The organism is Malaciobacter canalis, from assembly GCF_008000835.1.
Taxonomy (GTDB): Bacteria; Campylobacterota; Campylobacteria; order Campylobacterales; family Arcobacteraceae; genus Malaciobacter; species Malaciobacter canalis.
This window is the reverse complement of sequence record NZ_CP042812.1, coordinates 123,296-147,583: the sequence shown is the minus strand read 5'-3', so window position 1 is coordinate 147,583 and position 24,288 is coordinate 123,296. Positions and strand designations below refer to the sequence as shown.

Sequence of the window (24,288 nt, the reverse complement as noted above, 5' to 3'; positions counted from 1 at the left end):
ACAAAATCAAAGGATTGATAAAATGATTATTACACCATATGATAAAAACTTTAATCTATGTCAACACTGGTTATATAATACTAAAAACAATATACATAATAAAGAGATTCTAAATTTACAAATTTCTTTTCATGGAATAAAAACTTCTCAAATAGTTAAAACATTTATAAGAACTATTATGAAAGAAGATCAAGAAGAAATTCTAGAGGACACACTGAATTGTTTTGCAACAAAATTATACTCAGTATATTTTACACCTATAACTGATATTTACTATGAACAAAACAGAAATATTATTCTGATAACACTTCATTTTCCAAATTTTATTGAAATACATAGACCAATATTATGTATTTCTCTCAAAGATTATTCACTTGATTTAAATAGTAGATTTAGGAAGAATCCACTAAATGAAGAACTTTTGCACAAATTAACTCAGGAAGTGGATAACTTTTCACACAAGCCTACAATAAATCAATATGATGAGCATAATAATTATATTAAGAGACTACCATTATTAGAACTAATGAGAAATAAAGAGTATGATAGAGTTGCTAATTTTGCTCACAATATTATTCTTAAAGAACCTTATCCTTTTATGTTAAAAAAAATACTCGTAGATACTGAATATTTATCAAATAAATATAACTTTAAACAATTAATTATAGATGATATTAAAATGTTTGTAAATGAAAAAGTTTTATTAGCTAGATTGGCTATCATTATATACAGACTTTCATTTCTGGAATTTGATAAAAATGGGAGTGATATTGAAGAGTTCTTTAGGCAAAAGCTCGGCTTAGGAAACAGTAAAAATATGTATTTAGGTAGTTTAAATTTTTTAACTCGTGATTTAACTTCTAATACATCTCATAAAGCTTATGATTTAAGAAACCTTGAATCAAAACAAATAGAAATAGCAAAAGAAATTATCAAAAACCAAAGAATGAGATATGGTGATGAGCTTGATTTTGAGTTTGATAAAGAATCAATTTATACAGTGACACATTTATCATATGAAAAAATTGAGCAATTAATAAAAAAGGATTTAATATGACACAAGAAAATCCTGAAGAAAACTGGTCTATTAATCTTTGTAATGACATAATACTAATGGTAGACACCGATGAATTCAATTACTCAAGTAATATGATATCAAGGCTTTTTAGAGATCATAGAGATTCAATTATCTCATATAATCGACAAGAAAAAAATCCAGATAGATTTTTTTCTAACTATACACATGAAGAAAAAATTGCTTTAAAAATATTTGAAGATTTACTTAAAGAAAGTAATAGACTCATGAATATAGATCTAACTAATAAACAAGATAAAGTATTTCTAGAAAAATATTTCAAAAAAATCTCTTTTTCTCTTAATAATGTCTTACCTGCACAATTCCATAATTATTCTTTACCTTTGCACTCAACACCTACTTTAAGGAATATAAATAGTTATAACAAAAAAATAATTAGAACCAATGAAAAGAATATTGAGGATTTATTTCCTGTTGCAAAACAACGAAAATTAATAGATTTAGAGCAAAACTCTTTATATCAAAAAAACCTTGATAGAAAAAATCAAATCATACAAAAGCACAGTAAAACATTTAATAAGTTAGAAAAACAAGATTTAATAATATGGAAAGATCAAAATAACAAACTTTTCTATAGACCAAAAGCATTTGAAAAAGTACAAAAAATAAGTAAAACAGAGATTGAAGATATTACTAAAAGCTTAGATACAAAAGTATATGATACTACAGATGACGTTCAAGTTGTAGATGCAAATTTTATAATTATATCACGCTTGCCTATAGTTAGAAAGGATGTTTTTAATCCATTTACAAATAATGAGTTTATCTTTCTTTCAAATAATCTACATGATAGAAATAAGTTTGAGTACACTAAATTATTGGAAAAGAGGTTATCTCCTGCATACATTGATCCATTAGAACATGAAATAAATGATATAAAGCAAAAGCTTCACTATACAAATTTACCTTTGCTACAAGATATCTATAATAATCAACTTAGAGAAAAACAAAATAGATTGAACTTCATTAAGGATTCATTGGTAACTAATGAGAACAGCTTTATAGAGCAGTTTCTTAGACTACTTTTTCAAAATGAAGAAAAGTTCTATTTTTTTATAACATGGTTATCTAGGTTTTTCTGGGTTTTAGAGAAATCAAATATTGCACTTGTACTTATAGGAGATGATGAAACTACTGATATTATAATGAACTTCATTGTTAAACCAATATTTATTAAAAAAAAGAAATATCTTAGTACTATTACTAATAGTACTTTAGACAAAGAAATTGAAAATGAGAAATTATTAGAAGACAAGATTTTTTATCATATCAATAATCTTAACACTAAAACTGATACAAAAAGAGTTAGTAAACTTATAAGAATGATTATTAAGCCTAATTCTATTACACCAAGTGAAGCTTGGGATAATGATGAACAATATATTTATGGTAATCTTCTTGTTACATCAAGTAAAGAAAGTCCCTATCCATATTTGAAAGATGTTTTAAGTAATTGTTCTGTTTTTAGAGTAAAAGATATTGAAAGTATTTTAAATAAATTAGATATGGATTATTCTGATTTTGAAGAATCTATGACTGATGATATTGATAATTTTACCAACAAATTAGTTCAATATGGTCAAGATAACTACTCTTTAACTGTATTAGATACTGATGAAAAAAGACACCTATGTAGTATGAAAAATGGTTTACTTATTACACCAAAAATTGATAGTAAAATTAATCATTTTATAGAGAATATTTTAAATATTAATATTAATGCTTTTCAATCTATCCAACGGTATGATAAAGATATCTATAATGAATTGATACATAATTTTAAAGAAGAGATGATTGCTCAGCCAATGCTTAGCAGATACTTTAATATTATTCATCAAGAAGAATTAATTCCAGATAATAATGAATTTATAAAAATCTTACAGGGAAAAGTAAAAATGTACAAGGAAACACCAACAGATAAAAGCAAATATAATGGTAAAAAAAGATATAAAATATTTAGAAATTAATTAATATACTTATTAAAGCCTAATCAAAAACCACCTAAGACCCGTTATTAAACGGGTTTTTTCCTATTATTATCCTAATAGGATTCTAAAGACATATTCTTTATATATTATTCTAAAAATAAACTAATATTAATAGTTATAAATAAATATTTGGGTAAAAAACTGGGTAAACTTGTAAGAACTATTTTTTATTATAGTTCTTACATATCCACTTAACTCATATAACACTCTACAGTTCTTTTATATTTTATGATATTCACCAAAGATAAGATTCCCCTAAGGAATCTATTTTGTGTGAAATATTATAAATATAAAATAGATTTTTAAAAGACAAATATTATTATATAAGATATAAATATAATGACTAGATATAAAGAAAAATATAATAAAAAATAGTTCTTACAAGTTTACCCTATTTTTTACCCACTTTTACTTTGCACTACTGGTGCATTTTACCTTTGCACTTGACACTCTTTTAAATAGCCATAAATCATCCTGCCATTTTTCAAGATTTTCTATATCTGACATTAAAACTTGTTCAACAGTCAAAAGACCTGTATAGTGATTTTGATTATTTTTCAAACTGATTAAGTCTTCCCAAAAATCTTCAAGTTGATTAATTCTCCAAGAGTAACCTCTTTGAAAATCTGGAATCCTAAAAAACTTTTCATTGAAAATTTCTATTAATGATTGAAGTTTATTGTCAGCCATTCTTATCCTTCGTATAATACATTAATCATATATACTAATATAAAACGATTCGTCTTATTAATGAATTTTTGAAGTAATTATAATTAAATTTAAAAAATTTAATTTTCTAACAATGATTTATTTTTGATAAAACATGTTTCATCTAAGATAGATTTAACACTAAAATCAATAGCAAACTTACTTGGAACAAATAAATAGGTAAATTGACTATGCTCTGCCATTCTTTCTGCATAATTCTTTTTTGCTTGTACAACTGGATCATCTAGTTTATCTTCACCTTTTATTTCAACCATCACCCAGCTGTTATCATCTTTTTGTATTAAAAAATCAGGATAATACTTTCTTACGCTATGTGATTCTGGATCAATATATCCAATATAAAAGTCAGATTGTCCATGTGTTAGTTGTCCTGTAAAAAAAACTTTCTTTACATTTACATCATCTTTTAAAGAATTAATAAAGAACTGTTTTTCTGGCTCAGAATCAAAACAATAATGGTCAATATGAAATGATTTATGATTATATTGTGGATACATATATTCATTTACAACTTTATCTTCTCTTGAAGTCACACATTTAAAGAAACCACTTTCAGGCATATTTACTAAAGGTACTTCTTCTTCGTAAGATTCTTCGTGAGGATAAACATGGTAGAAGTAATCCATTAGTTTTGGTATTATCACATCATAAACTACATGGTTATATTTAGATGCCTGTTCTACGAGTTTTTCCATCCCCTCTTTGGAATTAGTAAGTATTTCTTCTATTAAAATTGAGCTTTTATTTATATATGCAGCACATTCTGACACAAGCATCAATGATGAGTACTTCTTTTGATATTTAGAAACTTTTTCTTTAGAGCTTTTATCTTCTAAATTTTTTAAACCATAGTTGGTTACAACTGTTCCTAAGTATTTTGAAAAATCTACTTTATCAAACTCAAAATCTATACTATTATCTGGTTTAATATCTTTCTCTTTCATCCTATATTCTCTTTTTACTCTTTTTATTTTAAGAGATTCTATAGGCTCCTTAACTTTTAAGCTATACTGCTTTTTATCTTCTTCGTCTCGTTTCCCAAAGTTATCAAGGTTCATATTAAAATTAGATTGAAGCTCTTTTTCAAGTATCTGATGGTTTTTATTTGATAAATAGATATGACCATTTAACTGTACAGGCTCCACTGCTCTTAAACACCTCATTGTAGATTGAAGTACAAATATAGTTGATTTAGGCTTCCTAAAGAGTGCTACACCAAATAAACTTCTACAGTTCCATCCCTCTTGACCCTTATTAACTAGTAGTATGAACTGTTTCTCACTTGTAGGTCTATCAAGGTTTTTAAATTCTCTTAAATCATCATTTGAAGTTATCTTTTGATCACCAACATTTACTATTATCTTATTAGTATCTATACCTAGTTCTATTAATATTTTTTCAACAGCTGGTCTAAGCTCATTTTGCAGTGTTTCGATATTTGGAGCAAAAAAAGCAATTTTTGGAAGCATGTTTTCAAATCTACACTCACTATACTTTGACCAAAAATCACTTATTACTTCTCTTACAAAGTCTTCTTCTTCAACTTTATCATATCCCTTTACAATAGGATTTTTCAAGAATTTTTTTTCTATTGCATTAGAAAGTGAGTATGCATAAACAACTTCAGGTATTAACTTGTTTTTTACATATGGAGTTCCTGTAAAGTTATAGCACCCAATCACTGTAGTTTTATTTGAAATTGCATCAATAGTAGCTTTAAGTTTTTTCAAACTATCATCAAGACCTTTCCCAAATGTATGGTGTGCTTCATCAACATAGATACCCAGGTTATTAAGTCTTAGTATCTTCTCAAACCTTTGGTTTTTGATAAGCTTTTTATTATCGACTAGCTCAAAGTTGTCTAAATCTAGTAGATCGTTCATATCATCAAGAGCCGAGAGACTATCACTGTTTAAGAGCTTATCTACAGCTTTTGTCTCTTTGTGTTTCTCTTGTAGTGAAATCTTTTGTTGGTTAGTAATGATAATATTAAACTGACTACCATCAAGAGTATTCAGTTGTGTTTCTGTATCTTCTAGGAAGTGGTATTTAACTTCTGTATTTATAAAATTTTGATACTCAGTAGGAACAACCTTAGCTTTGTCAAACTCAACTATCTCTCTAAGTGATTGCAGGACTGTTTTATCTGGAGCAAATACAAGTGCATTGTGAGCATAGAGTTTATCTTTTGGGAATTTGTTAGCTAGAATAAACTCATAGAACATTGTAGTAGCCATAAGTATAGTTTTACCAGTCCCCATAGTTAGAGCAAACACATAATCAGGATAGTTTCTCTCTAGCTCATTTAGATTTTTTTCAACCTCTTTGTAGTATTTTTCAAAAACCTCTTTTTCATTATCAAAAATTCCATCAAAAAGTGATTCACCATCTTTTTTAGCAGCTATTTTCATAATATCATGATCATATAGCTCTTTAAAGATATCAAAAACTTTTCTATTGTGGTAATATTCTTTTAAAAATACATATATCTCTAATGCTTTAAATTGAGGTTCTCTTAAATAGTTGTCTTCATTGTAGTCTAAAAAAACCTTACTGATTCTTCTGTACTTCTTTTTAATCTTACCTTTGTTTTGTTCATAATAATTAAGCAGGTTAGTAAATAAAGAGTACTGCTCAATATCTGGAACAAAACTATTAGAAGCTTTTTTCTTTTTAGCCATTTAACACCTCAAAGTAGCTCTCTGATAATAAGTCAGTGATTTTAATAGCAATTGTACCTGCATCATCTGTAAGCTCATAAGTTCCTCTTACTAACTCTTTTTTCTCTGGTATATCTACGATACTTGGTTCAAATACAGAGCCATCATAGTTAGTATCAATCATGATAGATTCAACTGTCTCTCTCCAGTCTTCAACTTCTGTACCGTCTTGTCTTAGTTTTTCAAGTAAAGTATTTGGATAGAACTTATTAACTGTTAAAGTGCTTTCATTTACTTCAATAGAAGCTTCTGAATCTCTTTTAAATACTATCCCTGAACCCTCTTTTAAGATGTCATATACTTCAATATCTATATTAAAAGGACACTCTTTTTGAAAGTGTGGTTTTATATCAAGATCATGTCCCATGCATACAAGTAAAATATCATCTACTTTTTTATTAGGGTTAGTCTCAACCTCTTTTTCATAAGCTTTATAATCTAGATTTGTAATAAGATCAGATACATCTTTTTTTGTAGCAATTCTGTTTATTGGCATAATTTTAACTTTTCTACCATCTTTCATACCATCAAAATAGCTACCACTTAATTTGTCAATTTCTAATGCTTCTATTAGTAGCTCTTTAGCTTGAACAGGGTTTTTAAATATATTGTAATTATTTACATTATAGAGTTCAAAACCACAAGATTTTAGTTCGTCTTCATCGTTTAGGTTTTCATCAATAATGTTTCTTAATCTTTTTGTAGTTGTTTGAATGGATCCTAGATTAATATCTGCACCAATAAATCTACGACCAAGTTTTTGAGCTACTGCTTGTGTAGTTCCTGAACCCATGAAACAATCAAAAACTAAATCATTTCTATCTGTACAAATAGATATTAGTCTTTCCAGTATTTTTTCATCTTTTAGTGTGGGGTAATTATTACCTGCTTCTCTGATTTGTTTAGGAATATGACTTCCTGATCTAATATCTGTCCAATAATCTTCTATAATTTTGCCATTTTCATCAAGTTGATCTAGATATTCATCTTCTGCTCTTCCTGCTAACGAAGTTCTTCCAGTAGCTTTATTTGATTTAACATAAGTCACTCTGGCTTCATCTGAATTAAATCTATATTCATTACCTCTTTTATAAAATAAAATATTATCATGCTTTCTAGGGAAATTGTTTTTTTGATTTGTAGGACCTGTGTAGCAAATAACTATTTCATTAACACAATTATCAGGTCCAAATATTTCATCCATAATACATCTTAAATGATGAACTTTATGCCAATCACAATGTAAGAAAATTGATCCACTTTCAGAAAGAAGTTCTCTCATTAGAACTAGTCTTTCATACATAAACTGGAGATATTCATCGTTTGACCATATATCAGAGTATTGTTTTTCTTCAAGAAATGATGAGTCATTAAGAAGTTGTTTTGTATTCAGTGTGCCTTTTAACTTAATCTTCTTTTTGTAATCAGCCTTAGAATCAAAAGGAGGATCAATATAAATTAAATCAACTTGACCTCTATAAGTTTTAAGTAAATGGGACATGACTTGAATATTATCGCCCCAAAATATCTTATTTAACCATCCATCTACATCTGTGCCATGCACCTCTTTAAGCTGAGCTGGAAAGTATCTTGTACTTCTAAAAGGTCTTTTCCCTTTCCAGTTAAGCATTGGATAGCCTTTAATCGGCTCAAACTTATATTCTTCTACATTATCTACAGTATTATCAATTCCTAAATCTACTTGTTCACTCATCTTTTATAAAATCTCCATATTAATTATTTAAAAAACTTACCTTTTGTACATTTGTCTTCTGGCTTTGTTCTTGCACAATAATACCTAAAGTCGCACTCTTTACAAAGGTCTAACGGTCTTTGTTCTACATCAAAATCTTTAGCTTCAATTTTCTCCACTATTTTATCAAACTCTTTGAGTGTTTTATCCATATCACTTTGTTGTTTATTAAAAGTAATCTTTGGCTCATTCTCTGTTTCGCCTGTATAGTAAAGGTGCATCTTAGATACTTTTTTATTGTATCTCTCTTCTACTATATGTGAATATACTTCTAGCTGTCTTTTATAGCTAAGAAGTCTTTTATTATTCATGTCTTTAGGCTTCTTAGTAGCTTTAAAGTCTACTATCTCAACTGTGGCATCTTTACCTTGTATAAGGTCAATCACACCTTTTAGAATATAGTCGTTTCTAAGAACTGATACATCAACTTCTGCTGCTACTATTTCAGAGATTCTTACTTGGTTGCGTTTGTAATATGATTTTACTTGATTTAGTGCAGCTTTTAAAACTCTTTGGTCCAAGTAAGCATTTTCTTTTAGTACTAGAAGATTGTAGTTAGTGTTAAACCACTGTTCTATTGTATGGTCTGGAATAGTTTTAAACCCTGACTTCATAGAGTCTTTATGAATATCTTCAATAGTTTGGTGTACCAATGTACCAAACACAATAGTTCCTGATCTTGCAGGGGTGAACTCTAGCTCTCTGTAAAACTTATACTGTAGTGGGCAAGTTTCATATATTGAAATATGTGATGTAAAAGTATATTCATGATTGATATCTGCTTTTTTAACACTCTCTAACTCATAAGTGGCATTTTGAAAGCTCTCATCTTTCCAATCAAGTGCTTTTTTAAACGATGATTCAAGCTGTTTTGATGGAATTTTACTTGAACCTTTTGGTCTTTGCATGTCTGAGAGAACTAAGATATTTTGAGCTCTTGAGTATGCAGTATAAAACAGACGCATAAAATCAAACTCTGCCATTCTCTCAACTGGTTCAAACTCATCCTTTGTGAGATATGGTGCAATCAGTTCATCAAGCTTTGAGTATTGACTTCTAGGTCTATGATGCAGTCCTGTTACTACTGTAATAGGAAACTCCATACCCTTTGATTGGTGTATAGTCATAAATGATACTGCCCCTGATGGTGCTAGTACTTCATTATCCTCATATTCACTAATTCCACCCTTGTATAAGAAGTTAAGAAAGATAGAGAAGAAGCTTCTTAAAACTATGTCTAGCTTCTTTTCTGTAAGAACTGATACACTGTAATAGCTCTCAAACTTAACACACAAGTTAATAAACATAGAGATGTTTCTAGTGGCTAATTCATTTGTATCTAAAGCACTTGCAAATGGTTCAAACTGAATTAACTCATAGATTATTGAAGTTATATTATCATCGGTTGATTTTCCAACATCTAAATTTGTATAGATCTTTGCTTTTGTTCTTAGGAACTCTAATAAGTCTTTATTTGTATCAATATTTGTCTTTATATAGTTAGTAGCCAATGTAATACAAGGAATAAAATAATCATCTACCGTCGAGATTTTAAATTCAGATGTTTTATAGTCATCAAGGTATCTTTTGAAAATGAACAAAAGGAATCCTATAAGCAGTTTAATCTCATCTCTTTGAAAGTAAAAATCAGACCTTGGTGAATAGACTGGAATTTCGTTAGCTTCAAGGGTTTCTATAAGGTTTTTAATTCTCGTATTCTTAACAGAGTTTGCTAAAAAAGTAATTTGATTCAAGTCTTCTACAATTTTTTTATCTTGGCAGTGTTGTATAAAAGAGATAACCTCTTGTTGCCAAAGTTCTTCATTATCTTCACTAACTTTTAATATTACAGGTTGTTCTTCAAAAGTAGCCTCTTTTGGTGGTTCAATTACTTTAAAGTGCCTGTAGTTGTTATTGTCATCACTCCATTCAACTTCATTTATAAATTCATTATAGTACTTGATGATATCGTTATGAGAACGGTAATTTGTTTCAAGTTTAACAACTTCACACTCTTTAAAATTGTTTTGAAACTCTAGTATATTTCTAACTGTTGCACCTCTGAAACGGTATAAAGATTGGTCATCATCACCCACTACACAAATCTTTTGATGTTTTGAAGCAAGCTTAAGTAATATTAACTCTTGTAGTGTATTAGTATCTTGGTATTCATCGATCATAAAATATTGAATCTGATTTTGTATCTTTTCTAGTACCTCTGGATACTCACAAATAATTCTGTAGAACTCTTTTTGTATTAATGCAAAATCAATACAATTTTCCTCTTGCATAAAAGTCATATACAGTTCATAAGCAGAAGCCAGATAATTCAACTCCTTATCTTGTGAACTTTTTAAAAGCTCTATATCTAAATTTTCCTCTGTAAACTTATTAAAAACACCGAGCAGATATTGGGCTTTATCCCATTTAGACTGAGCTTTAACATATTCTTTTAGTCCATCTATCTTATAAAAGAAAGAGTTTACTTTCCTATAGATAAAAAACTTTTGATCAAAATCATCAAGTACTGAGTAGTTTTTATTAAAGAGGCTGTACTCTAAGTGTTCATCAATTAGTTCTAAAAAAATACTATGAAGTGTCCCTAAATAAAATTCATTGATATTTACTTTTAATCCTAATTGAGTAATCTTATTGGAGATTCTTGTTAATAACTCTTTTGCAGCTTTTTCAGTAAATGTAGAAATCATAATTTGACTAGGTTCTACATTATGATTGACTACAAGATTTGCAATTCTTTCTGTTAAAGTAAAAGTTTTACCTGAACCAGGACCAGCTATGATAAGTAATGGTTTGTCTAAAGTATTTACCGATATTTGTTGTTGTTTTGAAAGCATTACATATACCTATAGTTATTTTTGGTAATTATTTTATCTAAATTCTATTGTTAAGTTGCTTTAAATTTATGAAAAGAAAATTACAATTAGCTAAAGATTTTATCAAAAATATTTAATTATACTTTCTTCATATTTGATTCACACTTTGAACATATATTCACTATATTCATTGGATTTAAATAGTAATACTTATGATAAAACTATATTATTTTACAGGATTCAAAAAATTTAAAAGTATCTTATTAAGTTTATCTGATAAATAACTAGGCTCCATAATCTTAATATAAGGTATCCACCACTTTACAAGCTTAATTATTTCATCATCATAAGATACTTTTGTAGAGATAATAAAGTGAGTATCATTTTCTTCTATAATCTTTTGGTTTGGTAATATATCTTTTCTTATAAAATACTCTTTTACAACATTGTTTATTTGTAAAGTCACTTCTATTAACTCATCTGATGTAAACCAGTTCAGATTATTTTGTTCAACTTGTTCTAAAAACTCTTTTTTAGGAGTAAATGTTTTTGTATCATCTTCCCATTTAAACTTTTTAATTTTTGAAAAAGTAAAGTTTTTTAAACTACCATTTTCATCTGCTAAAAGGTACCAGATACCTTGATTATTTATAAGTTTATATGGATTTACAGTTCTTTGTTTATCTTTGTATTCAAAACTTATAGGACTTCTTTTAATAATAGTTGCACTCATTGTTTCAAAGCACTTTTGTTTATGACTTATGTCTTCAAAACCTTGATTTTTAATAAGATAAGCACTATTTAGTTTTGCATTTAAAATATCAGATATAAATTCATTTGATAGTGATGGATATAGATTTTTTGTACCGATTAATGTAGCAAAGTTTTTTATATCTTCAAAGTTTAATTTTCCAAGAGCGTAACTAGCCATACTATAATAGTCACCATCTTTTTCAATAGGTATGTACAATAATCTCTCTTTTATGTCTCTTTGAATAGTTCTAGCACTTACATTAAACTCATTGGCTAATTCAACAACAGTGAATCTCTCACCATTGTTGAGCTTTATAAGTATTAAAGATAGTCTTTGAGCTAATGTATCGTGTGATTTTATCATGTATTAAAAGTACTTCCTAGTAAAAAGTAGGTATCTTGATAGAACTTTATAGTACTCTATAAAAAATGAAAAAGATACAGCAATACAAAAAACTATCGTAAAATTTACAAACTTTATAGTTGTAAATATGTTTGTGATTATTATTAAAACTATAAATATTACAGTTAGTATAAATGTTATTTTAAAGTATGCTAGCATAGCCTAATTTTATAAAACCACTAATTTACATGCTTGCAAAGAACTATTAATTTGCTTAATATCTTCATTTGTAGCTTCAAGTAAATTCTTAAATAATTGTTTATCGTCTCTTTTTTTATCAAGATAATAAGCTGTCATGGTTACTGTAAGACCAGTTAGTGTACCTATGAAAATAGTTGTGATTGTATCAGTGTAAGGCTCTAAAATAGGAGTAGTTTTGATTAGTTTATCCACATACTCTTCTAAAAGAACTCCTAAACTAATAATAATACCACCAGCTAATAGTTTTGAAGATTCATGCATTGCTTCTTCGTAAGTCATATTTTCAGGTGGAAACATTAACATTTTAACTGCCCGAAACAAAGAAAAAATACCTTCTCTTATAATTCTAACGACTCTTTTTCCAGTTGTCACAAACATATTAATCATAAGAGTAACCAAATTAGAAATAAAACCAGAAATAAAACCATCTTTAAATACAATCGCAGCATCTTTCCATTTAGCTTGTACTCTTTTACCAATTCTTGCCAATCTCTCTCTAAGAATAATAAAAAACTGTTTATCCTCAAAATCATTTGAAAACCCTTTTTTATAAATATCTATAATTTCATCAAATAAAGCCGTAAAAAATTCACTAATAATCAAACCTAAAGCTTGTTGAGTTCCCATTTTAAAACCCTCTTTAACACTTGTTATCGTAGCTTCTTTGGATTGCTTTTTAAACTGTTTTTTACGTTGTTCATTTTTTATAAAGCTTTTTGATTTATCATATTTTTTCTTTAGTAATTCAGGATTTAGCTCATAATATTCTGCATTTGTCATATTTGGATTACCAGTCTCTTTTGCATGCTCCTTTGATATTGGTGAATTAGCCCAATCCATTAAATCATTATCACTTTTTGAACTATTCATACCACCGTCAATAAGGGTTAAGTTTTCTTTATCCCCTGATATTTTGGCTCTATCTTCTAGTCTTTGAGCTTGATTATCTCCTTTCGCATATAGATGATTTTTAGAGTCTTTTTCAATTTCAGAAACAGAGGTTATATGTTCTCCATGAATAGAATTATTTTTATTTATACGATTATTTTCTTTAATTCCTAACTCTTTTCCAGTGTAACCATCAATTACAATATCGCCATCTTTCATATTTTTATATTCTTGTTTCTTCCATTCATCTTTTTTTATATCGTGAACTTTTCTATCTACATTGCTATTTACTGAATTTTGCCATTCATCATATTTTGCTTTATCTTCATCTGTTGCAATAAAATCTTTACCTTTTTCAAAATTATGAAGTGTAGTAACATTGCCTCCTGCTTTATCATAAGCAGCTACAATTTTACCAAGTCCAAAAGGAGTTACTATTGACTGTATAACTTCATTTTTACAATCTACAACTAGCTTATTGAATCTTTCTTCATGAAAATCTTTTTGGAATTTTTTTAAAAATTGTTTTACTTCAGTTGAAGATATATTAAAATCAGTATTATAAGTCTCTTCTAGTTTTTTTAAAGTATTATCAAGTAAATTATAATCAACGACTTTCCCACCTTTTATTTTTGATGATAAAATTAAGTTTTCGGATTGATTTAGTTTATTTTTTCTTTTATTATATCTTTCAACTCTTTCCATAAAAAACTCCTAAGCTACTTCTGGAAAATGAAGTATGTATTCAATATTGTTTTTTGCTTCTTCTAAAAATTTAGTTTCATTATTTTGGCTATCATCTTTTTTGTATACAACATCTTTTACCAGCTCTTGAAAAGCTATTCTAAATCGTTTTTCAGATTCATGTTCGTAACCATCTGACATGATTACAATTTCTATTAGTTCCTCCAGTGACTTTACACTCTCAGGAGGAATTTTTTCAAGACATTTCATAACTGTACCTAGGCTAGGTATATTTTGTTTCAACTCTTGAAGAGAATCTTTAACATGTTGAGGGTATTGTGAATTTCCTATACCCCCTACAAACTCATTTATATCTATCAATTCATCTTCTGATATATTTCCATCTGCATTAGCTGTTGCTAAACCCACTGCTGTTGCTGCAATAATAAAATTAAAGTATTCCATATCAGAATGAAGAACTTCAAGAGACTTTTTAATTTTTTCAAGCTCCGCCTTTAATTTTGCAAGTTCTTTATCTTTTTTATTATCTTCTTCTTCACGTTCTTTATCTTTTCTTGAGATTCCATAACCTGTTGCAGCACCAGCTACTCCTAAACCTGCTGCAGCTGCAATTGTTCCTGTTCCCGCTAATGAACCTGCAAGTGTTGCAGCCCCTAAAACTGAACCTCCACCCGTAAATGGTGCTGCTGCAACTGCACCTACACCTAAAGCAGCTAAACCTAATACTTTACCTAAATTCATATTACACCTCTTTTTTATTTTAAAAAACTGTTATTTCACACTGTATTAAGATTATATTATATATCAACTAGACTTACAAGAAAATAATCACTATAAGTAACTTGTACAGATGGAAAAATTAACTTCTGAACAGCTTTGCCAAATATCGTAAAGCTAAAAATTTATCTCAGCTTGAACTATCTTTACAAATGGGTTACAAGTCAGTTTTAGTAGCATCTGGAAGTGAAATTTGTTATAACAACAAGCACTTTAACCTTGAACAACTGCTAAAAATTTCACAAATTTTAGATGTAAAATTATGTGATTTATTAAGCCCAGAACAAACTAATAAATAATCTTATTCAACTTCCCATATCCTCTTTTTATTTCTCTTACTATTGTTTCTTTGTCATTTGTTATATTTGTATTTTCAATTTTGTCTAGTATTGTACATATTGATATAAATCTATCAACAAAATTTTTATCATCTTCTTCATAATTTGAATAATCATCTGTTGCTATGATTATCAAATCTAGCTTATCAAGGTTTTTATCAATATAGTTTTTTATGTCTTGTAAGATTTTTGTATAATTTTCAAACTCTTCTATTAATTCATCACTGTAGCTTTTAAAATCATATCTTTCTACATAATCGAGATTTAAAATTATTTCTTGTTTATCAATATTATTTATCTCTGATATTGCACTTTTTAACTCTCTTAGACTACTTTGTCTAAGATTTTTTTTTGCATCTTCATAGTTTTCTATACTCTTTTTTAGTTCTGGAATTATTTCAAATTCATCATCGTATAACTTAACATGATTCAGCTCTTCTTTCTCTTCTTGAATATTTTGTTTTTTTACATTTGTAAAAACATTACAAGCCTCAATATGTCTTTTTAATCCATATCCAGTAGCAGCTAAGGCAACTCCACCTAAAACATAACGAATCATAACTATCTCCTTATCTTTCATTTTTAAAAGTATTACATAGGGTTTTGACAGGAGGTGTCGTTTTATAAAGTGAATATCAAATTTTTTCAATCATATATCATCAACATAGACAAAGTGTACTACCACTTTGAAAACTCATAAAAGGAGCAATTACAATGTTTCAAAAGTTAAAAAAGTTCTATGTATTCACAACTAAACCAAAACATGGTGATTTAGTTTGTGATAGTCAAAGATGGATAAAGAGAAAGGTGTGTTATGAAGATAAAAGAACAAAGAAATAAACAACAAGATAAAGATATAGAGTTAGCAGATTTATCATTCCAAGAATGGCTTAATTATTTTAGTAAAGAACTTGAAGATATGGAGAAAAAATCAAAGATAAAATCTATAAATAACCCTTACTATCAACCACTACAAGGAGCGTAAAATGAATATACCTCCTTCCATTTTGATGGCTATTTTAATAGCTTCTGCAAGCATAGTAAAAGAATATTTAGAAACAAAAGATGATTAGTTTAAGTCAAAAGACTTTTAACCCCAAAAACTATAACAAAGGATTAATTATGTCAGTAAATATAAAACCATTAAGTAATGAACAACTAAAAACAAAAGCACCTACTCTTTTTACTCAAGAAGCTCATCAAGATGTAAGTGCTAAATATCATTTTATACCAACAATAGAAGTTATTGAAGAGATAAAATCTCATAATTGGTATCCAGTAAATGTAAGTGAAGCAGGTGTAAGAGATATTGAGAAAGAAGGATATCAACAACATTGTGTAAGATTTAGACATTTTGAAGATTTATTAAACCCTAAAGAAAATGCTATAGAATTATTATTATTTAACTCTCATGACAGAACAAAAGCATTCTCTATTAGTGCAGGTATATATAGATTTGTTTGTGCAAATGGATTAGTAATCTCTGATAATGTATTTGAAAGCTATAAAATAAAACATTTAGGAGATAGAGATAATGATATATCTAATGCAATTGCTAAAATAACTGCTGTAAAACCAAAGCTGATGAAAAGAATAGAAAAACTCGAATCGATAAAACTAAATGAAGCAGAAAAAGAGTCTTTTGCAAAAAATACTATTCCTTTAAGATTTGAAGAACATTTAGAAGTTGATTATAAAGATTTACTTCTTCCAAATAGAGAAGAAGATTTTAAAGATGATTTATACACTACTTTAAATATCATCCAAGAAAACTTAATAAGAGGGAACATAAAAGGAGTTAATAAACAAACAAATAGAAGATTTACAAGTAAAAAAATCTCTTCCATCTCAAAAGATGCAAGTTTAAATAAAAACCTTTGGGATATGGCTGAAAAAATTGCAACTATTAAAGAGCCAACTTATTTAATGGCTGCATAAGGAGTAAGCAATGAAATTAGTAAATTATACACTTCAAAATCAAATAGAGTATCTAAGTGATAAAAAATCAACAAAGTTTTTTAAAGAGTATCTTCAAACTATTTTAGAAGATACATCTAAACCATACTATCAAAGAGCAGATTATATTGGTTTGTCTATTGATGAATTAAAACATAAAATTAATGTTTTATCAAAAGATATTTCTGAACTTCAAGCTTTAAAGAAAAAGCTTTCAACAGCCTTGGAACTTTCAAAAGAGTTAACAGCTCAAATTTTTGAAGAAAATGGTATTGATAGAATTGATGGGAATATAATCTCATCTTTAACTATTAATAAACCTACTTCTAAAACAAAAAATGTACTAACAGTAAAAAATGAAAATGAAGTAATGGCACTAGGCTATGTAAAGTTTAGTGTTGATTATGAAGCTGTCGAAAAAGCGATGAATACAAAACAAGGACAAAATGAGTTAAAAGAACTAGTTGAACTTATTGAAGTTACACAAACAACACCAGCAAAAATAAAAGTTAATCTTAAAAGAGATTCTGCAAATGAGAGTAGTGAAACAGATGAAATTTTAATTACTGAAAAACAAGTAGCTTAAGGAGTAGTAATGTTTAATAATAAGCAATTAGAAGTATTAAATACTGAATTAAATAGTTCAAGAATTAAGACAAGAGAAAAAGGAAATATCAATCTTTCATATTTAGAGGGCTTTGATGTAATTGAAACTGCAAATAAAGTATTTGGTTTTGGTAATTGGTCATATACTATTTCAAAACTAGAGCAAGTATCACAAGAGTTAAATCAAAATCAAAATTATGTAGTTTGTTATAAAGCATTAGTAAATATTTTAGTTTATGATGAGAATCATATAAAACTAGTAAATAGAGAAGATGTAGGCTTTGGAAGTGGAATTGCTAAAACTTTAGCTGACTCACATGAAAGCGGTGCAAAAGAAGCTATAACAGATGCATTAAAAAGAAGTTTAAGAAGTTTTGGCAATCAATTTGGTAACTCACTATATGATAAAAGTAGAAACCATCAAAACCAAGCTAAGCAACAGAATAAACAATCATCCCATAATCAACAAATGCCACCTTCAAACAATCAAAATCAAAGAAACTCTACTCAAGCATTTAATCAATATGAATATCAATCACTTTATAACTTAGCATTAAATATCGTTGAACAAAATGGATTTTTAATTGTAGTTGGTGATGATATATTCTCTAAGAAAGACTCCATTAAAGCTTGTGGCTTTAGATGGGATGGAAAAACTAAACAATGGTACAAACAGCTTGAACAAGGAGTTGCATAATGAGAAATTTCATATTTTTTACAAGAGATGGTTATACATATGATTGTAAGAATAAAGAGATATCTAATTTGCAGATATTAGGAACTGGTCAAGGCAATAATATCTTAGAAGCATTTAAAGACTTTAAATTCAATCAATCATATTTACAAGAGTTTTCTTTTAAAAAAGTTACTGCTTTAGAATACATTGGTGAATTTATACACAACTTAGAATTATAAAGGAAAATATAATGAAACTTATACCCGAACATATATTACAAAATATACCAAATCTTTATGAAACAGAAGACATAAAAGACCCAATCTGTCAAGTAAAACTTTTTACTCCTGATGCTAATTGGACTTGGTATGTAATAGAGTATTCAAAAGAAAACAAAGATATTTGCTATGGCTTAGTTAAAGGTTTAGAGACTGAACTTGGCTACTTTTCTTTAAAAGAATTAGAAAAAATAAAAGGTTCTTTTGGTTTACCTATTGAACGAGATTTTTCATTTAAACCAATTAAATTATCAAAAGTTAAGGAGAAATTATAATGAAAAAGTACAAAAAGATAATCTTAATATTTTAGCTGATAGTTTGAAAACCAATGGATCATTAGAATTTCAATATAATGACTTATTTTATCAAGTTTTTGAAAGTGAAGATTTAGGATATATTATAAATGTTTATACATCAAATGAAAAAGATAAAAACGATGATTTTTTAGATTCAAATATGATAGATGGTGGCATTTGTACTGGAAATGCAAAAGATGCAATAGAATTTCTTTTAGACTAAGGAGATAAGATGTCAACAAATTACGAAGATATAATACCTCAAAAAATTCTTTTTAGCATAAGAGAAGTCGAAGAAAGGGGTGCAATTAAAACAGATATGTTTAAAAAACTTATTACATAAGGTCAATCTGATAGAATTTATTCTAGAGGATTTAACAGGTGCATTTGAACAATTAAAACCTGATGCAAAACAGATGCTAAAGATGTAGTTTCAGCTCCTCTTATTAAACAGCTTACAGAAGCTGCATAAAGTGATTTTTGTTGTTCAAAAAATCTTAAGGGTTTGAGAGAATCTATAAATTCTACTTATTGAACACTTCTTGGAACAAATTATATCTCTATATAAAGGTTATAAATCCAATATTGAGATTTTCTAATTTTGTTCCAAATATAAGAGATTGTTGAATTAAAAAATATTTGCTTTATTTTTATAAACTCCAAGTATCTAATCCAAAATCAACAATTTTTTTATGTCTTTCATCTATAGATTCTTTTTTCCAGACAGGTTTTCCATCTTCTTCTTTAGCAAAACTTTTAATTTCAGCTTGTTGATTTAAAAGTGGATTTTTATTATAAGAATTTAACTTTTCATTAAAAGGCTTATTCCCAATTGAAGCATTATGAGAACCAGAGATTAGCATTAAATTACCTATGCAATTCAAATATTCAGTATGAAACTCTTCATCATACTCACTATTCTCATCAATGTCATATCCATTTTCAATTACACCATTATTTGGTTGTCGTGGTGAAATATGCTCAATTTGCTCGTTTTCTATTGAAAAGTTCTTAATATTATACCCTTTAGATTGAAGAAAGTTTTCATACCTCCATAAAAGATAATTAAGTACATTATTGTCATACATATTTTCTGTATTAAAATGATTTTCTGTATTCTCGTCACCCCAATACCAAGATTCATTAAGTTTATTTTTTATATTCCTTTTAAGAGTATTAACATCTCCTTCAAATCCAAGAAGTATTTTGTTCAATCTTTCTTGAATATTTGCTCTACTATTTATTAATTTAGCTCTAAATAAAACAATTTCTAAGACTTTAAATAATTCATCTAGTTTATAATTATCATTTCCAAAAAACTTAAACCCTTTTATTATAAATGGATATATAAATGCAGATATTCCTAAATGCTCTAAATAACTCTTATATTTACTACTAAAAAGTTCAAATTTTTTGATATTAGAAAAAGTGGTATGAAGTTCATTAATATATTCTTTGATCCAAAATATTTTATCTTCAGTTTTTTTGAATTCATCTTTTAAGTCTTCAAGGGTTCTATAGGGATAGCCTTTTATATATGCTTGGTTGTGATATATCAATATACTATCTTCATCAAGTTTAATGTCATTAATAAGTTTATAAATATCTTTAAAAATATTTGAAATATTTTCAATATTTGTATTAGTTTCATCTTCATTGCTATAAACATACATTTGATACATGAAGTAAGATTTTAGTTTTTCCATATTTGTCAAATCTTTTCCACGATTATTTTGAAGCTCAAACATTAAAGCAGCATCTTTTTTGCTAGTAAGTTCAATAGTAGTAAGTTCGGTATATTCAATTTTTTCAAAAATATCTAAAACCTTATTAGTGGATAAATCTGATAATTTTTTTGTAAAAAATTCTTTTGCTTCAAACATCTTTTTCTGAGATGGTGTATTAAATTCAAATTTATTCTTGTTATCCACTATTATTGCATCAAAACAAGCCCTATCATATTCGACAGGTCTAAGTTTAATATTCCCACTATTTTTAATATAAATTCTAATTTTCTCTTCTATATCAAAGTCATCTAATAGTGAATCATTCTTTCTGTGCTCTATAACATTTAACAGTGCTCTCATAAAAATTGTTAATGTCGTTAATCTTTGTTGTCCATCAATTACTTCATAGTTTCTATCTTTTTTAATAGTTTCAAGAAGAATATTCCCATAAAAATAGCTATTGTCACCATTTAATTGCTCAACTATATCTTCTAAAAATATTTCCCAATTTTTTTTATCCCATGCATAAGCTCTTTGATATACTGGTATTTCATAATTTTTTTGAGAACTATCAAAAAATCCTAATATCGTTGTTTGCTTGAACTCCATTTTTAACATCTCCAAATAGTCAATTTAAAAGAAAAGTTATTATATCTGAAGTATTCTTTCATGCTTTAAAACAATTATTGAACAGTTCTAATTTTAGTTTTCATAATTTTTATTAGTATTTACAAAAGATGTAGGTTTTTAATAAGAAGTTAGTTATGGAATCATTTGATATAATAATTTTCTATATATTTTAAATGTCAAAAATAATAAAGAGAATAAATGCTAAACACTGAAGAAATATTGATTAAACTAATGCAATTACTTGATTTTGATATGAAAGAAATAAAATTAAAACAATCATCTGAAAAGAAAAGATTTTCTACAAATGAAGAGAGTTTTGATAAATACTCTGAACACATTAATTTGATTTTTAAAAAATTAAGTATTGAAGATAAAAACAGTAAGTTAGTTAATATCTTTACAGATTTACTATTTTTATATAATAATTTATATGTAAAACTATTCCCTTTATCATTCCCATATAGTGATAAAAAATTAAACTGGATAATTTTAAAACGATTAGTAATCCCTTATTTAGCTATGCGTTTTGCAACTTTAGATAGTGATTATGGAAGTAGAATTGATAAAAATTTATCAGGTGGTAGATTTTGGTATTTGCCTGATGTTACTGAATACAATAAGCTTAAATTACCAATGGAATATTTAATGAATTGGTGGATAGATTTATATGGAAAAAGTTTAGATAAGCTGTGCATTGAATTAGATGAAAAGAACATAAATGAAGATAGACCTATTGAATCAAAAAATACAATTAAACAATGGGGAAAAGGTACGCTACCAGATAAAAAGAGTATTGAAGAACATTGTTCTATAGAATTAAACTATCATGGAGTTTTTATTCCTAATGAAAAAGATAAAATTAACGAAAAGTTTCAAAGTGCAATTGAATTTGTTAGAAATAAAAAAAAGATTTCAATTGAAAATCTAAAACATGAGATTCCTTATAATTCATTAGTTGATAAAATATTTATTACAAAAGAGAATATTACAAAAGAAGAAAAATTAAATTTTATTACTTTTATAAAAGAAAGATGGGCTATTCCTAGTTGTGATAAACTCATAAAAGTTTTTTTTATTGGTCGATCAGTACAGGATTTATATAAAAGATTAGTAAAGTATTTTAATTTTAAAAATGTAGCAGATATTGAAAATAATAAACTAGTACAATTAATACATCATTATCAATTCCTTTATAATAGACAAATAGAAAGAACATCATATGCTAAAAAATACAATCTAGAGGAAGATGTATTTGATTATGAGTATGAATATCTTGGAGTATTCAATGCTCCATTTGAAAAGATAATTGAAACTTTATATAGCGACATAACTGTAGAATTTTCAAATCCTGAGTTCCAAATCTTTGAACTTGAAGATATTTATCAAAGTAAATTTATTTTATTTTGGCAAAATAAAGATGAACGTATTAAAGATTGTATATCAAAACTGCAAAAGCATATAAAATATTTTCATAAAAAATTTGATGATATAGATGGTAAATTAAAACACTATCAGGAAATGTCAAGAAATGAAAAATTAGAAAATGTTAAAAGTGAAAAAAGTTTTGAATGTTTATATAATTTATTTCCTAGTTATGTAGGTTCTGACTATGAATTAGCAGAAAATATTGTACTTCAAATGTCTAAAGTAGCTGATAATGAAGATAACAAACAAATTTCCATATCTTCTTACCTTGCTTTATATACAAATGTTTTTATATCTGAGAATAAACATAAATATCATGAAACAAAACATCTATGTGATATATATAAACAAATGTTATTAAATTCTAATAGGTATGAAATAAAAGAAAATGAGTATTTAATGTGTAAAGCATTCTTTCATTTTAAAGCTAAAGAGTTTGATAAAAGTTTGATTTATTGGGATGAATATTATGAAAAATATATAAAAAATCAAAAAAAGCTTCAAGAAACTATAGCTTTAATAAAACTAGCTGCTTATTGTGCTTACGAAACTAACAACCTAAAGCTATTGAATAAATATAATAACTATTTTATTAAAATTGGATTACCAGAATTTAAAAGCATAGAATCACTTGGATTTCCAATTTATTTTTATAATTAATCTTCATGTACGAGTTAACACCCAACTAACGAACTAATTTTTTTGTAATATTCTAAAAGTGGTTATAAATCACATAAAAATAAAAGGAGAAGATTATGTCAAATAAAGACCATAAATCAAATCAAAAAAATCCCACTACTGAAGCCTATCAAAAGGTGTTTGATAATAGAAGTAGACAACTCAACCCACAAGACACTAATAAGGCTAGTGGAAATAAAAAAGATAAGTAATGGCTTCTTTAACAAATATTACAGGAAGGGAGTTAATCAAGTTTATCACAACATTAGGTTATAGACTTGAAAGACAAAATAGAGGAAATCATAGAGTTTATACACATAACACTAAAAAAACTCTAATAGTTCCTGTATATAAAAAGAAAACTGTAAAGATTGGTTTATTAAGTGGAATACTAAAAGATATTGGTATTTCAAAGGCTGAGTTTATTAACTCAATTAGTTAAATAAAAAGGAATTAAAATGGGAAAATCAGCAGTTAGACCACCTAATGGTCCAAGTACAACAGGAAATCCATCAGGTGGAGGAAGAGGAAATAATCCTCCTTCAAAATAAAAAATCACACAGTATAGAATCGTCCTTTAAAGGGCTATTCTATCTTTAAAAAAACTGCTATATTTTTCAAGCTCAAAAAAGATTTTAAGATTGCTTTTAATATTCATCTTTTTCATTGTTGTTCACTTTTTGATTTTGTTATATTTATCTTGGTTTGATACATCTGATAATATTGATCTATCAACATAAAATAGGACATATAACCAAGTCCCACAACCTGTAATATTTAGCACAATTTGACTAAGTAAGTTTAACATACTAAAATTCTAGGACTACCAAG

Annotated in this window: 22 protein-coding genes; 13 read left to right on the top strand and 9 right to left on the bottom strand. The window is 27.2% G+C overall.

Features of this window, described 5'->3' with window-relative positions; genetic code table 11:
* Window positions 1-22 precede the first annotated feature (22 nt).
* Both ACAN_RS00690 and ACAN_RS00685 read left to right on the top strand, forming a co-directional pair.
* Window positions 23-1,057: a hypothetical protein gene (locus ACAN_RS00690; RefSeq protein WP_099334674.1), complete on the top strand. Its 1,035-nt coding sequence runs from the start codon at window positions 23-25 to the stop codon at window positions 1,055-1,057.
* The gene (locus tag ACAN_RS00685; RefSeq protein ID WP_099334673.1) at window positions 1,054-3,063 is read left to right on the top strand and encodes a hypothetical protein; all 2,010 of its coding nucleotides are present in this window, start codon (window positions 1,054-1,056) and stop codon (window positions 3,061-3,063) included. Before ACAN_RS00690 ends, ACAN_RS00685 begins: the two co-directional genes overlap by 4 nt.
* 429 nt (window positions 3,064-3,492) lie before the next feature.
* Here ACAN_RS00685 and ACAN_RS00680 read toward each other — a convergent pair whose 3' ends face one another.
* The 8 genes from ACAN_RS00680 to ACAN_RS00640 all read right to left on the bottom strand — a co-directional run bounded on the left by ACAN_RS00680 (window position 3,493) and on the right by ACAN_RS00640 (window position 15,744).
* Window positions 3,493-3,774, bottom strand: coding sequence for a DUF262 domain-containing protein (locus ACAN_RS00680; protein WP_099334672.1), 282 nt, complete (start codon window positions 3,772-3,774; stop codon window positions 3,493-3,495).
* Between the two features lie 98 nt (window positions 3,775-3,872).
* Window positions 3,873-6,494, bottom strand: coding sequence for a DEAD/DEAH box helicase (locus ACAN_RS00675; RefSeq protein ID WP_099334671.1), 2,622 nt, complete (start codon window positions 6,492-6,494; stop codon window positions 3,873-3,875).
* Window positions 6,487-8,247, bottom strand: coding sequence for a site-specific DNA-methyltransferase (locus ACAN_RS00670; protein ID WP_099334670.1), 1,761 nt, complete (start codon window positions 8,245-8,247; stop codon window positions 6,487-6,489). The genes ACAN_RS00675 and ACAN_RS00670 overlap by 8 nt, the downstream gene beginning before the upstream one ends.
* A gap of 23 nt (window positions 8,248-8,270) precedes the next feature.
* Window positions 8,271-11,141: an ATP-dependent helicase gene (locus ACAN_RS00665; RefSeq protein ID WP_099334669.1), complete on the bottom strand. Its 2,871-nt coding sequence runs from the start codon at window positions 11,139-11,141 to the stop codon at window positions 8,271-8,273.
* Between the two features lie 205 nt (window positions 11,142-11,346).
* Window positions 11,347-12,237 carry a helix-turn-helix transcriptional regulator gene (locus ACAN_RS00660; protein ID WP_228150647.1) on the bottom strand — a complete coding sequence of 297 codons (891 nt, stop codon included), beginning with the start codon at window positions 12,235-12,237 and terminating at the stop codon, window positions 11,347-11,349.
* Between the two features lie 207 nt (window positions 12,238-12,444).
* Window positions 12,445-14,070, bottom strand: coding sequence for a lactate permease (locus tag ACAN_RS00655; protein ID WP_099334668.1), 1,626 nt, complete (start codon window positions 14,068-14,070; stop codon window positions 12,445-12,447).
* Window positions 14,071-14,079: 9 nt separating this feature from the next.
* Entirely contained in the window at window positions 14,080-14,811 is a 732-nt protein-coding gene (locus ACAN_RS00650) for a tellurite resistance TerB family protein (RefSeq protein ID WP_099334667.1), read from the bottom strand.
* 324 nt (window positions 14,812-15,135) lie between these two features.
* A complete protein-coding gene (locus ACAN_RS00640; protein ID WP_099334665.1) occupies window positions 15,136-15,744 on the bottom strand; it encodes a hypothetical protein in 609 nt (202 codons plus the stop codon).
* Window positions 15,745-15,899: 155 nt separating this feature from the next.
* Here ACAN_RS00640 and ACAN_RS14075 point away from each other — a divergent pair, with 155 nt between their 5' ends.
* The 8 genes from ACAN_RS14075 (at window position 15,900) to ACAN_RS00610 (ending at window position 19,220) form a co-directional block, all read left to right on the top strand.
* Window positions 15,900-16,025: a hypothetical protein gene (locus ACAN_RS14075; RefSeq protein WP_265734356.1), complete on the top strand. Its 126-nt coding sequence runs from the start codon at window positions 15,900-15,902 to the stop codon at window positions 16,023-16,025.
* A complete protein-coding gene (locus ACAN_RS13945; RefSeq protein WP_165772949.1) occupies window positions 16,000-16,170 on the top strand; it encodes a hypothetical protein in 171 nt (56 codons plus the stop codon). The genes ACAN_RS14075 and ACAN_RS13945 overlap by 26 nt, the downstream gene beginning before the upstream one ends.
* A 137-nt stretch (window positions 16,171-16,307) precedes the next feature.
* A complete protein-coding gene (locus tag ACAN_RS00635; protein ID WP_099334664.1) occupies window positions 16,308-17,123 on the top strand; it encodes a DUF932 domain-containing protein in 816 nt (271 codons plus the stop codon).
* Between the two features lie 10 nt (window positions 17,124-17,133).
* Entirely contained in the window at window positions 17,134-17,727 is a 594-nt protein-coding gene (locus ACAN_RS00630) for a hypothetical protein (protein WP_099334663.1), read from the top strand.
* A 9-nt stretch (window positions 17,728-17,736) separates the two neighbouring features.
* The gene (locus ACAN_RS00625; RefSeq protein ID WP_099334662.1) at window positions 17,737-18,444 is read left to right on the top strand and encodes a Rad52/Rad22 family DNA repair protein; all 708 of its coding nucleotides are present in this window, start codon (window positions 17,737-17,739) and stop codon (window positions 18,442-18,444) included.
* A complete protein-coding gene (locus ACAN_RS00620) occupies window positions 18,444-18,662 on the top strand; it encodes a hypothetical protein (RefSeq protein ID WP_099334661.1) in 219 nt (72 codons plus the stop codon). The genes ACAN_RS00625 and ACAN_RS00620 overlap by 1 nt, the downstream gene beginning before the upstream one ends.
* A gap of 11 nt (window positions 18,663-18,673) precedes the next feature.
* Window positions 18,674-18,976 (top strand): DUF2958 domain-containing protein, encoded by a 303-nt coding sequence (locus ACAN_RS00615; protein WP_228150645.1) that lies wholly within the window; start codon window positions 18,674-18,676, stop codon window positions 18,974-18,976.
* 43 nt (window positions 18,977-19,019) lie between these two features.
* The gene (locus ACAN_RS00610; protein ID WP_129587504.1) at window positions 19,020-19,220 is read left to right on the top strand and encodes a hypothetical protein; all 201 of its coding nucleotides are present in this window, start codon (window positions 19,020-19,022) and stop codon (window positions 19,218-19,220) included.
* A 427-nt stretch (window positions 19,221-19,647) separates the two neighbouring features.
* Here the strand turns inward: ACAN_RS00610 and ACAN_RS00605 are convergent, their stop codons facing one another.
* Window positions 19,648-21,333: a DUF262 domain-containing protein gene (locus tag ACAN_RS00605; RefSeq protein WP_099334658.1), complete on the bottom strand. Its 1,686-nt coding sequence runs from the start codon at window positions 21,331-21,333 to the stop codon at window positions 19,648-19,650.
* A gap of 219 nt (window positions 21,334-21,552) precedes the next feature.
* On the opposite strand from ACAN_RS00605, the gene ACAN_RS00600 reads away from it, so the two are divergent.
* From ACAN_RS00600 to ACAN_RS00595, 3 genes are all read left to right on the top strand, one after another.
* Complete coding sequence (locus tag ACAN_RS00600) at window positions 21,553-23,439, top strand: hypothetical protein (RefSeq protein WP_099334657.1); 1,887 nt, start codon at window positions 21,553-21,555, stop codon at window positions 23,437-23,439.
* 95 nt (window positions 23,440-23,534) lie between these two features.
* Entirely contained in the window at window positions 23,535-23,669 is a 135-nt protein-coding gene (locus tag ACAN_RS14070; protein WP_265734355.1) for a hypothetical protein, read from the top strand.
* On the top strand, window positions 23,669-23,899 hold the full coding sequence (locus tag ACAN_RS00595) for a type II toxin-antitoxin system HicA family toxin (protein ID WP_099334656.1): 231 nt from the start codon (window positions 23,669-23,671) through the stop codon (window positions 23,897-23,899). Before ACAN_RS14070 ends, ACAN_RS00595 begins: the two co-directional genes overlap by 1 nt.
* Window positions 23,900-24,288: the final 389 nt, after the last annotated feature.

Coding starts and splice junctions, on each gene's coding strand:
- ACAN_RS00690 (WP_099334674.1), top strand. CDS start 23: ATGATTATTACACCATATGATAAAAACTTTAATCTATGTCAACACTGG.
- ACAN_RS00685 (WP_099334673.1), top strand. CDS start 1,054: ATGACACAAGAAAATCCTGAAGAAAACTGGTCTATTAATCTTTGTAAT.
- ACAN_RS00680 (WP_099334672.1), bottom strand. CDS start 3,774: ATGGCTGACAATAAACTTCAATCATTAATAGAAATTTTCAATGAAAAG.
- ACAN_RS00675 (WP_099334671.1), bottom strand. CDS start 6,494: ATGGCTAAAAAGAAAAAAGCTTCTAATAGTTTTGTTCCAGATATTGAG.
- ACAN_RS00670 (WP_099334670.1), bottom strand. CDS start 8,247: ATGAGTGAACAAGTAGATTTAGGAATTGATAATACTGTAGATAATGTA.
- ACAN_RS00665 (WP_099334669.1), bottom strand. CDS start 11,141: ATGCTTTCAAAACAACAACAAATATCGGTAAATACTTTAGACAAACCA.
- ACAN_RS00660 (WP_228150647.1), bottom strand. CDS start 12,237: ATGATAAAATCACACGATACATTAGCTCAAAGACTATCTTTAATACTT.
- ACAN_RS00655 (WP_099334668.1), bottom strand. CDS start 14,070: ATGGAAAGAGTTGAAAGATATAATAAAAGAAAAAATAAACTAAATCAA.
- ACAN_RS00650 (WP_099334667.1), bottom strand. CDS start 14,811: ATGAATTTAGGTAAAGTATTAGGTTTAGCTGCTTTAGGTGTAGGTGCA.
- ACAN_RS00640 (WP_099334665.1), bottom strand. CDS start 15,744: ATGATTCGTTATGTTTTAGGTGGAGTTGCCTTAGCTGCTACTGGATAT.
- ACAN_RS14075 (WP_265734356.1), top strand. CDS start 15,900: ATGTTTCAAAAGTTAAAAAAGTTCTATGTATTCACAACTAAACCAAAA.
- ACAN_RS13945 (WP_165772949.1), top strand. CDS start 16,000: ATGAAGATAAAAGAACAAAGAAATAAACAACAAGATAAAGATATAGAG.
- ACAN_RS00635 (WP_099334664.1), top strand. CDS start 16,308: ATGTCAGTAAATATAAAACCATTAAGTAATGAACAACTAAAAACAAAA.
- ACAN_RS00630 (WP_099334663.1), top strand. CDS start 17,134: ATGAAATTAGTAAATTATACACTTCAAAATCAAATAGAGTATCTAAGT.
- ACAN_RS00625 (WP_099334662.1), top strand. CDS start 17,737: ATGTTTAATAATAAGCAATTAGAAGTATTAAATACTGAATTAAATAGT.
- ACAN_RS00620 (WP_099334661.1), top strand. CDS start 18,444: ATGAGAAATTTCATATTTTTTACAAGAGATGGTTATACATATGATTGT.
- ACAN_RS00615 (WP_228150645.1), top strand. CDS start 18,674: ATGAAACTTATACCCGAACATATATTACAAAATATACCAAATCTTTAT.
- ACAN_RS00605 (WP_099334658.1), bottom strand. CDS start 21,333: ATGGAGTTCAAGCAAACAACGATATTAGGATTTTTTGATAGTTCTCAA.
- ACAN_RS00600 (WP_099334657.1), top strand. CDS start 21,553: ATGCTAAACACTGAAGAAATATTGATTAAACTAATGCAATTACTTGAT.
- ACAN_RS14070 (WP_265734355.1), top strand. CDS start 23,535: ATGTCAAATAAAGACCATAAATCAAATCAAAAAAATCCCACTACTGAA.
- ACAN_RS00595 (WP_099334656.1), top strand. CDS start 23,669: ATGGCTTCTTTAACAAATATTACAGGAAGGGAGTTAATCAAGTTTATC.